The organism is Micromonospora sp. ATA51, assembly GCF_016802855.1.
Taxonomy (GTDB): Bacteria; Actinomycetota; Actinomycetes; order Mycobacteriales; family Micromonosporaceae; genus Micromonospora; species Micromonospora sicca.
In genome coordinates, this window is record NZ_JAEVHJ010000210.1 from 1 (window position 1) to 11,714 (window position 11,714).

Below are 11,714 nucleotides of genomic sequence, written 5' to 3' on the forward strand. Positions count from 1 at the left end.
GCCGGCCGGCACCGACCGGCTGGCTGCCGTGGCCGCTCGTGCCCTCCGCGGAACCGCTGGTCGGCGCCGAGTGGTGCACGCCGGAGGTGGTCGCGGTGGCCCCGGAAGCACGGGTGAACGTGCCGGAGTGCGGCGCGGCCGACGGGGTGCCCACGGACGGCCCGCCGCTCGTCGTCGCGCCCGAGCGGTCGGTGTGGCCCGGCAGGTCCGGATCCGGCGCCGGGGCGGTGACCACCCGCCCGTACGCGGAGAAGTCGTACCCTTCGGCCAGCGCGGCCACCACCTGCACCATCCGCTGGTGCGCCTTCTCCTGCTCGGCCTTGTCCTGCTCGTGGCCGATGAACCCGCCGATCACGGCGCCGGGGACACCGCCGAGGAGGAGGCCCTTGCCGGCGCCGGAGAGCGCCTTGTCGTTGTCGTCGGTGGCCTCCGGGCTCTCCGCCTGCTGCTGGGCGGTACGCAGCTCGTCGGCCATCATGGTGAGCGCCCGGCGGACGTCGGTCATCCCCTGGGCGAGGTCCCCCGAGTAGCCGACCACCAGGTCCAGCCGGCGCTGGAACTCCCGGGCGGCGTCGCCCGTCCACGACCGGCCCAGCGCGTCCAGGTCGCCGCTGAGATCCCGGCCGAGGCCCTCCAGCGTGTCCTTCAGCGAACTCCACTGCGCGCTCAGGCCGTCCACCTGCTTGGGGTCGCCGGACTTCACGCCGTCGTACAGCTCCTGGTGGCTGACGTGCTGGTAGCGCTGGGTGTACTCAGACACGCGGGTCCCCCTCCGCCGGCTTCAGCGCCTCGTCGACGCCCGCGAGGGCGGCGAGGATGTCCGCCGCGCTCGCCGCGTTGCGCGCCTCGGCGGTCCGGTAGTTCGCCATGATCGTGCTGGTCGCCGTCTGCGCCGCGACGATCGCCTTGCGCAGCCGCTCGGCCTGCGCCACGTAGCTGGCGTGGGTCTCGCTGTAGCGGCGCTCGTTCTCGGTGGCGTGGGCGAACGAGCCGAGCGCCGGCGGCCGGCACTGCAGCTCGGTGTTGAGCTTCCGCAGCACCGACTCGACCTCGGTCAGCCGACCCGCCAACCGCTGGTGGAAGTCCTCCAAGGACAGTACGTCGACTGTCGTGCGCCCGGTCATGGCTGCATCCCCGTAGTCATCGTCGATAACCGTTGGCCATGCCCAGGTTAGTCGACCGGGGCCAGCCGGGGCGACCCGTCGAGCCGGGGGTTCGACTCCACATCGGACCGTCGGTCGCTCAGCCGCCCTCGACCGGCGCCGCGTCCGGGCTCTCCGCCGGTCCCGCCGTGGCGGGGGCCGAGCCGTCGGCCGCCGGCTCGAAGAAGGCCAACGCGTCCGCCCGCTCCAGCGCCGGACCGGTCGGGATCAGCGCCAGCAGCGACGCGGGCACCGCCAGCGGGGTCACGCCGCCGTACCCGAGCGCGGTCAGCGCGTCGCCGGAGCGGGTGCCCAACGGGTAGCGGACGCCCTGGGCGCTGACCAGGTAGACGGTCGAGCCGGCCGCGGCGGCGCCCCCCTCGCCCGACCCGGCCGCGGCCTGGACCAGGACACCCTTCCCGCCGGGCAGCAGCACGCTCTCCGCGGTGCGGACCGCGTCCCGGGCGCTCTGGCGTACGGCGACCGCGGCGTCCCCGGTCAACTCGGCCGGCGCCCGGTCGAAGACCTCGAGGGTGGTGGCCGGCGGCCCGCCGGCGGCGCCGGCCCGGTAGCTGGCGCAGAGCACGGTCTGGCCGGCGTGGACCTCGCGCAGGGCGGGCAGCCGCTGCGGCGTGCCCTCGGCCTCCAGCCGCTGGTCGGTGAGGAGCTGACCGGCCTGGTCCGGGGTGATGTCGGTGATCTGACCGCCGTCGCCGAGCAGCAGCAGGGCGGTGACCTCGCCGACCGCCGCCAGCCCTTGCCGGGTCAGCACGTAGTGCTGGCCGGCGGCCCGGAACACCTGGCCGAGCTTCGCCGCCGGTCCGCCACCGTCAGGCCGCTGGGGCTCCCGTCCCCGTCGATGGTCGGCTTGCGCAGCGGCGGCCCGGCCGGCACCGCGTTGAGCAGCTGCTGCCCCACGGTCAGGGTGGCCGCGCCGGCCATCTTCAGCGCCACCAGCGCCTGCTCGCCCCCGGTGAGGCGCAGCTGCGACCCGGCGGTGAGCAGGTACCGGGCGTCGTCGGCGCGGACCAGCGCGGCCTGGTCGGCGAGCGGGGTGCCGCCGGGCAGCGGATGGTCGATCACCACCCGGGTGCGCGACCGCCGCGGGTCCGCCGGGTCCGGCACGTCGCAGACCGACCAGGGGAGACCCACCAGCGACTTGCGGTCCGGCAGGTCGTCCGGGGCGCCGACGATGCCGACGGTACGACCGCGCGGCCGGTCCTTGATGGACGCCTGCGACATGGTCCGCACCGGCGGGTCCCCCTCGTTGAGGATGAGCCGGGCGGAGGCGTAGTTGAGCGTCGGGTGCAGCAGCCCGTCGGCGAAGACGTAGGTGGCGCCGGTCTCCCGCTCGATCACCAGGGTGTTCGCCTCCAGCGGCGCGGCGTTGCCGGTGAGCTGGCCGTAAGCGCCGGCGCCGCCGAGCACGATGGCCGCCACCAGCACGCTGCCGAAGACCGCCATGCCGAGCCGCCGCATCGGCAGGTCGTTGGTCTCCGGATCGCCGGAGAGCAACGCGGAGACGATGCGGCGGGTGACGAAGCGGTACGCCTGCACCTGGTCGCGGCGGGTCCGCATGGCTAACCTCCGGCGGGGGTGGATCCGCGACGATCAGGTCAGAGCTCCGCCGCGGGCTTCCCTACGATAAGGGGCCGTCGGCGGTCCACCGGGACCCCGCCCGTCCTCCGGCGGCGGCCCCAGCCGGCGGATGCCAGGATGTCCAGAAGGGACGCTCACCGATGACGCAGGTCCAGGCGCCACCCGGTCGTACGGCCGCCGTTCCCGCCGTGCCGGCGGACCGACCGGTCGCCCCGGTCGACCGGCGGCGTCGCGGCCGGCTCGGGCCGGTGGTCGTCGGCCAGTTGGTGGTGCTGGAGTGCGCCGCGCTCGCCGTCTGGCTGGCCACGGGCGGCCCCGGCTGGCTGCTCGGGCTCGTCGGCGTGCTCGCCCTGCTGGCCGTCGGCGCCGCCTTCGCCCGGCGCGGTGGTCGCTGGTGGTACGAGGACCTGATGCTCCGCCGCCGGCTACGGCGCCGCCGGGAGCGGTCCCGGGGGGCGGCGCCGGCCGGCGATCCCCGGTTGGCCGCGCTCGCCCCGGAGCTGACCGTGGTCGAGCTGACCGAGCGGAACACCCGGCTCGGCATCGGCCAGGACGACCGGGGCTGGTTCGCCGCGGTCGCGCTGACCGGCCGGTCCGGCGCCCCGGCCGGTTCCGTCGAGGCGGCCGTGGTGGACCGGGCGCTCGCGGTGCTCGCCGACTTCACCGGCCCGGTCACCCAGGCCCAGGTCGTCTCGCACACCCTGGTCTGGTACCCGGCGCCGGGCGCGCCGCCGGCCGCGCACCGGACCGTCTGGGTGGCGCTGCGGCTCTCGGTGTCCGACGCCCGCGCCGAGACGGTCAGCCGGGGCGGTGGGATGCGCGGCGTGCACCGTACGGTCGCGGCCGGAATCGGCCGGCTCGGCAAGGCGCTGAACGCGGCCGTCTCAGCCACCGGGTCCTCGGCCGGGACGAGCTGCACGCGGCGGTGGTCTCCGCGGCCGGGCTGGACCTGGCGCCGGAGTCTCCCGCGGAGAGCTGGACCAGCCTGCGCGGGGGCGGCTGGACCCAGCGCTGCCTGGCCCTGCGGCTGCGGCCGAACGGGTCGCTCGGCGCGCTGGTCGACGCGGTGACCGCGACCTCCGCCCCGTCGCACACGGTGGCCGCGGTGGTGCTGCCCGGCGGGCGCCGGGTGCCCCCGCTGCTGCGGGTGGCGGCGATGGACGGCCACGCGGCGGCCCTGGTGAAGGCCGTCCGGGGCGTGGCGAAGCGCTGCGGCGTGCCCGCCCGCCCGCTGGACGGCCAGCACGGTCCCGGCGTCTATGCCACTGCGCCGGTCGGCACCGCGATGGGCACGGTCACGGTCGAAGGTTGACGATCCAGCCGTAGAGGCCGCACACCCAGGCGGCCAGCGGCACCAGGGCGACGATCAGCAGGACCTCGACGATGTCGAGGGTCCGACCCCACACCGGCGAGATCCGCTTGCCGGCCACGGTCAACCCGTAGATCAGGCTGATCACGGCGACCAGCAGCAGCCCGCCCAGGATCAGGCCGAGCCGGACCGGCAGCGTTGCGGCGCCGAAGGTGGCCGCGGCGGCCAGCCCGAGGCCGACCGTGCCCGCGAACAGCACCGGGGCGCGCTGGGCCCGGCCGATGAACGGCCGCGCCCGCAGCAGCGACAGCAGGGCCAGCACGAGGCAGAGCAGCACCGCCGGCAACCGGCCGTTGGCGGCGAGGAGGACCTGCCCGCCGAGGACGAGCAGGGCGACTGTCCACAGCAGCCCGGTGAGGAACTGGTCGGCCCGCTCGCTGTCCCGCAGCACCTGCCGGCCGTCGACGCTCTCCGCGTCGGTCTTCAGGTCCTCCGGGCCGGTGGGGATCGACGGCACGGGCAGCCGGGCCAGCCGGTAGGCGATCATCGGCAGGGCCGGCAGGACGGCGAACGCCACGGTCGCGACCACCGCGGCGGCGGCCGCCGCGCCGACGCCGAAGACCAGGCAGAGCACGGCGCCCAGACCGACGGCCGCGCCGACCGCGGTCGCGCCGAAGAAGAGCGGCAGCCGGTCGCCGACGGCCAGCGCCGCGATCGCCCCGAAGAGCACCACCGCGGTCGCGGCCAGCAACACGTGCGGGCTGGCCAGCTCCGTCAGCTTCCGGTCGCCGGCCAGGACCAGCAACCCGCCGACCGCCGCGTAACCGAGGGCGCCCACGGCCAGCACCGCACCGGTCCGGCTGTCGCCGCCCGCCCGGGACACCACCGCGGCGCTCACCAGCAGGGCGACCGCGACCACCAGCGCGGCCAGCGCGCCGGGCAGCTGGGGCGGGCCGGCGAAGAGCGCGGCCAGCGCGCCGGCCGACAGGGCCGCCCCGGCGAAGAGCACCGCGAAGGACCGGGTGGTGCCGACCTGCCAGGTACCGGGCCGCTGGTTGGTGGCGGTCGCCACCGCGTCCACCACGTCGTCGAAGACGATCTCCGGGGCGGCGGAGGCGCGCGGGTTGAAGTAGAGCACCTCGCCGTCGCGGACGCCGAGCTGCGCCGCGGTACGACCACCGTCCAGCGGCTGCCCGCCGAGCCGCGACAGGCTCCACCCGCCGTGCCGGACCCCCTCGTCGGCGAGGTCCTCGCCGGCGTACCGCAGCAGGGTGGGCAGCAGGTCGGCCAGGGGCACGTCGGACGGCAGGGCGAGATCCATCCTGGTCCGCGGCGCCACGATGGTGATCCGGCTCAGCCCGCCGGTCGCCGTCTTCGTCGCCACTGTGGCCTCCTCGTGCTCGCCTACGATCCACCTCGGCCGGTGGCACCGCCCGTAGTGGGTCCACGGCGCCCACGGGAGATTACCTACGATGGCGGGCGCATAGGATGCCCACCCGACGACTCCGGTCGGTCGCGAACCGCATCAGGGCCGCTCTTGGGGAGGAGACAGCCAGCCGTGAGCACCGTGGTGTTCCGCCGGCTTCCGCGTCAACCGGGGCCCGCGCTGCCGCGGGGCGAGGTGCTGCTGGAGTCCCCGCCGGAGTTGCCCGAGCCGCAGCCGCGCGGGATGGGTCAGCTGCTGATGATCCTGCCGATGATCTGCGGCGTCGGCGCGATGGCGTTTCTCTACGCGGGCCGCGGCGGCGGCATGATGACGTACGTCGCGGGCGGCCTCTTCGGGGTGTCCATGTTGGGCATGGCCATCGGCACGATGTCCAACGGCGGCAACGACAAGGCCGAGCTGAACGCCGAGCGGCGCGACTACATGCGCTACCTGGCTCAGATGCGCAAGCGCACCCGGCGGGCCGCCGAGCAGCAGCGCGCCGCGATGTCCTGGCGGCACCCCGAACCGGACGCGCTCTGGTCGATCGCCTCGTCCCGGCGGCTCTGGGAGCGGCGGATCACCGAGGACGACTTCGGCGAGGCCCGGATCGCGCTGGGCCCGCAGCGGCTGGCGGTGGAGATCGTGCCGCCGGAGACCAAGCCGGTGGAGGACCTGGAGCCGATGAGCGCGATCGCGCTGCGGCGCTTCGTCCGCGCCCACTCCACGGTGCCGGAGCTGCCCACCGCGCTGTCGCTGCGCGCGTTCAGCCGGATCGTGCTGCGCGGCGACCGGGAGCCGGTGCTCGACCTGACCCGGGCCGCGCTGGGCCAGCTGGTCACCTTCCACGCCCCGGACGACCTGATCGTCGCGGTGGTGGCCGCGCCCGACCGGCAGCCGGTGTGGGACTGGGTCAAGTGGCTGCCGCACGCCCAGCACCCGGGCCGTACCGACGCGGCGGGCGCGCGCCGGCTGGTCTTCGCCAGCCTCGCCGAGGCCGAGTCGGCCCTCGCCAACGAGCTGGCCGGCCGGCCCCGGTTCGCTCCGGAGGCGAAGCCGCTCACCACCGCATCGCACGTCGTGGTGGTGATCGACGGCGGGGAGATCTCGCCGACCTGTCACCTGATGGGGCCGGGCCTGCTCGGCGCCACGGTCATCGACCTCTCCGGGACGGTGCCCCGGGACGCGGGCCGCTGGCTGCTCTGCCTCGACGCCGGCGACGGCAGCGGGCTGGACCTGGTCCGCGGCTCCTCGACGTCCCGGCTGGGCGCGCCGGACCGGTTGAGCGAGGCGGCCGCCGAGGGGCTGGCCCGGCTGATCGCCCCCTACCGGCTCTCCCAGCAGCAGGCCAGCAGCGACGAGCCGCTGGCCCGGAGCATGGAGCTGCCCGACCTGCTCGGCGTCGGCGACGCCGCCGCGGTGGACGTGCGGCAGAGCTGGCGGCCGCGCAGCCACCGGGACCGGCTGCGCATCCCGCTCGGCGTCGGCCCGGACGGCAACGTGGTGGAGCTGGACTTCAAGGAGTCCGCGCACGAGGGCATGGGCCCGCACGGGCTGGTCATCGGTGCGACCGGTTCCGGCAAGAGCGAGCTGCTGCGTACGGTGGTCGCCGCGCTGGCGGTGACGCACTCGTCGGAGGAGCTCAACTTCGTCCTGGTCGACTTCAAGGGCGGCGCCACCTTCGCCTCGCTGGACGCGCTGCCGCACACCAGTGCGGTGATCACCAACCTCTCCGACGAGCTGCCGCTGGTCGACCGGATGCGGGACGCCCTGGCCGGTGAGATGAACCGCCGGCAGGAGGTGCTGCGGGCCGCCGGCAACTACGTCTCCCGGTACGACTACGAGCAGGCCCGGGCCGCCGGCGAGCAGTTGGAACCGATGCCCAGCCTGCTCATCATCTGCGACGAGTTCAGCGAGCTGCTCGCCGCGAAGCCGGACTTCATCGACCTGTTCGTGATGATCGGCCGGCTCGGCCGGTCGCTCGGCGTGCACCTGCTGCTGGCCTCGCAACGGCTGGAGGAGGGGAAGCTGCGCGGCCTCGACACGCACCTGTCGTACCGGATCGGTCTGCGCACCTTCTCCGCCGTGGAGAGCCGGATCGTGCTGGGCGTGCCAGACGCGTACGAGCTGCCGAGCGCCCCCGGCCACGGGTATCTGAAGACCGACACCAGCACCATGCTGCGGTTCCGGGCGGCGTACGTGTCCGGGCCGTACCGGCCGCCGGGGCAGGTGCAGCGGTCGACCCGGGCGCAGGTGCAGCGCCGCATCGTGCCGTACGGGGTGGACTTCGTGTCGGCGCCGGTCGCCCAGACCGCGGTGGAGACGGCGCCGGAGCCGGAGCAGCCGACGGACGGCAAGGCGGTCGCCATGCTGGACGTGCTGATCGACCGGCTCAAGGGTCAGGGCCGGCCGGCGCACCAGGTCTGGCTGCCGCCGCTGGCCGAGCCGCCGAGCCTGGGCGAGCTGCTGCCGCCGCTGGGCGTGCACCCGACCTTCGGGCTGTGCACCGCGAACTGGCCCGGCCGGGGCCGGCTCGCGGTGCCGGTCGGCGTGGTCGACCGCCCGTACGAGCAGCGGCGCGACCCGATGATGGTGGACCTGGCCGGCGCGGGCGGCAACGTCGTGATCGTGGGCGCCTCGCTGAGCGGCAAGAGCACCATGCTGCGCTCGATGATCGCGTCCCTGGGGCTCACCCACACCCCGCGCGAGGTGCAGTTCTTCTGCCTCGACTTCGGCGGTGGGGCGTTGCGCAGCCTGGAGGGGCTGCCGCACGTGTCCGGGGTGGCCGGCCGGCGGGACACCGAGGCGGTCCGCCGGACGGTGGCCGAGGTGGTCGCCGTGCTCGACGACCGGGAGACCCGGTTCGCCCAGCACGGCATCGACTCGGTGGCCGGCTACCGGCGGCGGCGGGCGGCCGGCGAGTTCGCCGACGACCCGTTCGGTGACGTGTTCCTGGTGGTCGACGGCTGGAACACGCTGCGCCAGGAGTACGAGGAGCTGGAGCAGACCATCACCAACCTGGCCAACCGGGGGCTGGGTTTCGGCGTACACGTGGTGATCACGGCCGTGCGCTGGGCGGAGATCCGGATCAACATGCGGGACCTGCTGGGCACGAAGCTGGAGCTGCGGCTCGGCGACGCGGCCGAGTCCGAGATCGACCGCCGGGCGGCGCAGAACGTCCCGGTCGGCTCGCCCGGCCGCGGCCTGACCCGCGACAAGCTGCATTTCCTGACCGCCGTCTCGCGGATCGACGGCAAGCGGGACGTGGACGACCTGACCGAGGCGTCGGTCGCCCTGGCCGGGCACGTGGCGGCGAACTGGCCGGGCCGTCCGGCCCCGAAGGTACGGCTGCTGCCGCGCCGGCTGCCGGTGGCCGAGCTGGCGAAGGTGGTCGACCGGTCGGCGCCGGGCCTGCCGATCGGGGTCAACGAGTCGGCGCTCGCCCCGGTCTATTTGGACCTGGCGAACGAGCCGCACCTGACCGTCTTCGGCGACGCCGAGTGCGGCAAGACCAACGTGCTGCGGCTGATCGCCCGGGGCATCGTCGAGCGGTACACCCCGGCCCAGGCCCGGCTGGTGATCGCCGACTACCGGCGCGGCCTGCTCGGTGCGGTGGAGGGCGACCACCTGCTCGACTACGCACCGTCCAACCAGGCGTTCAGCCAGGGGCTCGGGTCGATCCGCAGCGCGCTGCAGAACCGGCTGCCGGGTCCGGACGTGACCACCGCGCAGCTGCGTGACCGGAGCTGGTGGAAGGGGCCGGACCTCTACATCCTGGTCGACGACTACGACCTGGTCGCCTCCGGCGGCAGCAACCCGCTCAGCGCGCTGCACGAGCTGCTGCCGCAGGCCCGGGACATCGGCCTGCACCTGATCGTCACGCGCCGGGTCGGCGGCGTGGCCCGGGCGCTCTACGAGCCGGTGCTGCAGCGGCTGCGCGAGCTGGACTCGCCGGGCCTGCTGATGTCTGGCAACCGGGAGGAGGGCGCCGTCTTCGGCACCCTGCGGCCGAGCCCGCAGCCACCGGGCCGGGGCACGCTGGTGCGCCGGCGCGACGGTCAGCAGCTCATCCAGACCGCCTGGTCGGAGCCGGCCTGATCCGGGCCGCTCCGCGGACTCCCTTGTGGACGGCCGGAGGCCGTTCGGTGTCGCCAATTCCACTGCGGACTCGCGCTATTTGCGGCTTTGGCGGGCTGCGACCGCTTGCCGCCGTGGGTTACCGTCTCATCGAGGATGTCCGTCGGTGGGGTTGGTTGCCTTGCCGCGGGGGAGGGGCGCGGCAGATCCGCCGCCACGAAGATGACGGAAGGGTGTGAAGCATGGCGTTCGAGGTCGAAGCTGCGACTCTCCATACCGCCGCGAGTGACGTGCGGTCCACGCGCAGCGAGGTCGACGGCGAGCTGAAGAAGCTCTGGAACGTGGTCGACGACCTGGCCATCGCCTGGAAGGGGCAGGCGTCCACGGGCTTCCAGCAGCTCATGAATCGCTGGAACGAGGACACCGTCAAGCTGCTGACGGCGATGGACAGCATCGCAGACCTGCTCGACAAGTCGGGTACGACGCACCAGGTCAACGACGAAGAGCAGCAGCAGATGCTGGACAAGTTCCACTCTGCTCTCAACCCGTGATCCGCGCAGGCGAGCAGAGGAGGAACTCATGAGCATCAAGGTTGACTACGCAGTCCTCGAGAGCAGCAACCAGCAGATGCAGGCCATCTCGCGGACCATCGACGAGAAGCTCGACACGCTGCGCTCGATGCTGACCAAGCTCGAGTGGGACGGTCAGGACCGCGCCGCGTACCAGCAGCACCAGGCCCAGTGGGACGCCGCCGTGCGAGACATCAACAAGGTCCTGAACGACATCGGCGCGGCCGTGGGCATCGCGCGCGAGAACTACGTCTCCACCGAGATGAGCAACGCCAAGGTCTGGCAGTGAGATAATCGACCGCTGCGGCTCCGGTCCGGCTCGACCGGACCGGAGCCGCAGTGCGTCACGTGTCGACCGAGGTCCTGGGAGTGCCATGGGTACGGGCAAGCGCCGACCACTGCTGAGTTCCGCCGCCGCCATACTGACGCTGGTCGCCACGGCCGGCGCCGGCCCGCTGGTCGGGCCCGCCCCGGCGCGCGCCGCCGACACCGTACGCGGTCTCCAGTGGTACCTCGACCCGCTGAAGATTCCCCAGGCGCACCGGCTCGCCAAGGGCCGGGGTGTGGTGGTCGCGGTGGTCGACTCCGGCGTCTACGCCGCCCACCCCGACCTGAAGGGCCAGGTGCTGCCGGGCAAGGGGCTCAGCGCCGACGTGGCCGCCGACGGCCGGAGCGATCCGGACGGGCAGAAGGGCCACGGCACGGGCATGGCCGGCGTCATCGCCGGCCGCGGCGGTGGCGTGATGCACGAGCTGGGCATCGCCCCGGAGGCGAAGATCCTGCCGGTCGGCCTCGGCGCGGACGACCGCAACGCCGACATCGCCGCGGGCATCCGGTGGGCCGCGGACCACGGCGCGGACGTGATCAACGTGTCGCTGGTGAACGACTCCCGCAAGCGGGAGCTCTCCGACGCGGTCCGGTACGCGCTGGGCAAGGACGCGGTCGTGGTGGCCGGGGCCGGCAACGTCGAGCAGGGCATGGTCGGCGTGCAGGCGCCGGCCAGCATCCCGGGCGTCGTCGCGGCCGGCGGCACCGGCCGCTCCGGTGGCCTGTGGAGCGGTTCGGCGACCGGCCCCGAGCTGGTGCTGGCCGCGCCCGGGGAGCGGATCATCGCCCCGGCCCCGCCGACGGTCTCGCCGAACGGATACGTCGTCAACGACGGCACCAGCCTCTCCACCGCGATCATCTCCGGGGTGGCCGCCCTGGTCCGGTCGCGCTACCCGGACCTGGACGCGGCCAATGTGGTCAACCGCCTGATCCGCACCGCGCGGGACGCGGGGCCGTCGGGACGGGACCCGCGATTCGGGTTCGGCGTGGTCGACCCGCTCGCGGCGCTGACCCGTTCGGTGCCGCCGGTCTCCGCCAACCCGCTGCTCGAGGCCGCGCCGCCGGCGCCGTCCGCCAGCAGCAGCCGGGACGGCCGCGACGACGAGCCGATGGTCACCTTCGGGCTGGCCAAGGGCGCTGGTCCCGCGCTCGCGACCGGGTTCTGCCTGCTGGTCGTGGCGGGCCTGGTCGTGCTGCTGGTGTGGCTCACCCGGCGCGGCGTGCGCGGCCGGGCGGCGTCCCGCCCGCAGCCGCCGCTCGGTCCGCCG

General features: G+C 74.4%; 9 protein-coding genes and 1 pseudogene. 6 read left to right on the top strand and 4 right to left on the bottom strand.

Features of this window, described 5'->3' with window-relative positions:
- The 3 genes and pseudogenes from JNW87_RS26115 to eccB all read right to left on the bottom strand — a co-directional run.
- Window positions 1–760, bottom strand: a 760-nt coding sequence (locus JNW87_RS26115; protein WP_238454594.1) for a WXG100 family type VII secretion target, incomplete at its 3' end; no start/stop codon positions are given.
- Window positions 753–1,124, bottom strand: coding sequence for a hypothetical protein (locus JNW87_RS26120; RefSeq protein ID WP_109801123.1), 372 nt, complete (start codon window positions 1,122–1,124; stop codon window positions 753–755). The genes JNW87_RS26120 and JNW87_RS26115, both read right to left, overlap by 8 nt.
- A 118-nt stretch (window positions 1,125–1,242) precedes the next feature.
- Window positions 1,243–2,720 (bottom strand): annotated as a pseudogene (gene eccB, locus JNW87_RS41700) (type VII secretion protein EccB).
- Between the two features lie 161 nt (window positions 2,721–2,881).
- On the opposite strand from eccB, the gene JNW87_RS26135 reads away from it, so the two are divergent.
- Both JNW87_RS26135 and JNW87_RS26140 read left to right on the top strand, forming a co-directional pair.
- Window positions 2,882–3,811, top strand: coding sequence for a type VII secretion protein EccE (locus JNW87_RS26135; protein WP_238454597.1), 930 nt, complete (start codon window positions 2,882–2,884; stop codon window positions 3,809–3,811).
- A complete protein-coding gene (locus JNW87_RS26140; protein ID WP_238454598.1) occupies window positions 3,808–4,053 on the top strand; it encodes a hypothetical protein in 246 nt (81 codons plus the stop codon). Before JNW87_RS26135 ends, JNW87_RS26140 begins: the two co-directional genes overlap by 4 nt.
- Here the strand turns inward: JNW87_RS26140 and eccD are convergent.
- Window positions 4,037–5,434 (bottom strand): type VII secretion integral membrane protein EccD, encoded by a 1,398-nt coding sequence (gene eccD / locus JNW87_RS26145; RefSeq protein WP_109801120.1) that lies wholly within the window; start codon window positions 5,432–5,434, stop codon window positions 4,037–4,039. The genes JNW87_RS26140 and eccD overlap by 17 nt on opposite strands.
- 174 nt (window positions 5,435–5,608) lie before the next feature.
- Between eccD and eccCa the strand changes: the two genes are divergently transcribed.
- From eccCa to JNW87_RS26165, 4 genes are all read left to right on the top strand, one after another.
- Window positions 5,609–9,571, top strand: a complete 3,963-nt coding sequence (gene eccCa / locus JNW87_RS26150) for a type VII secretion protein EccCa (RefSeq protein WP_109801119.1) — start codon at window positions 5,609–5,611, stop codon at window positions 9,569–9,571.
- Window positions 9,572–9,792: 221 nt separating this feature from the next.
- On the top strand, window positions 9,793–10,101 hold the full coding sequence (locus tag JNW87_RS26155) for a WXG100 family type VII secretion target (RefSeq protein ID WP_109801118.1): 309 nt from the start codon (window positions 9,793–9,795) through the stop codon (window positions 10,099–10,101).
- 28 nt (window positions 10,102–10,129) lie between these two features.
- Window positions 10,130–10,408, top strand: coding sequence for a WXG100 family type VII secretion target (locus JNW87_RS26160; protein WP_089011442.1), 279 nt, complete (start codon window positions 10,130–10,132; stop codon window positions 10,406–10,408).
- Window positions 10,409–10,493: 85 nt separating this feature from the next.
- A partial coding sequence (locus tag JNW87_RS26165) for a S8 family serine peptidase (protein WP_238454599.1) occupies window positions 10,494–11,714 on the top strand: 1,221 nt, incomplete at its 3' end.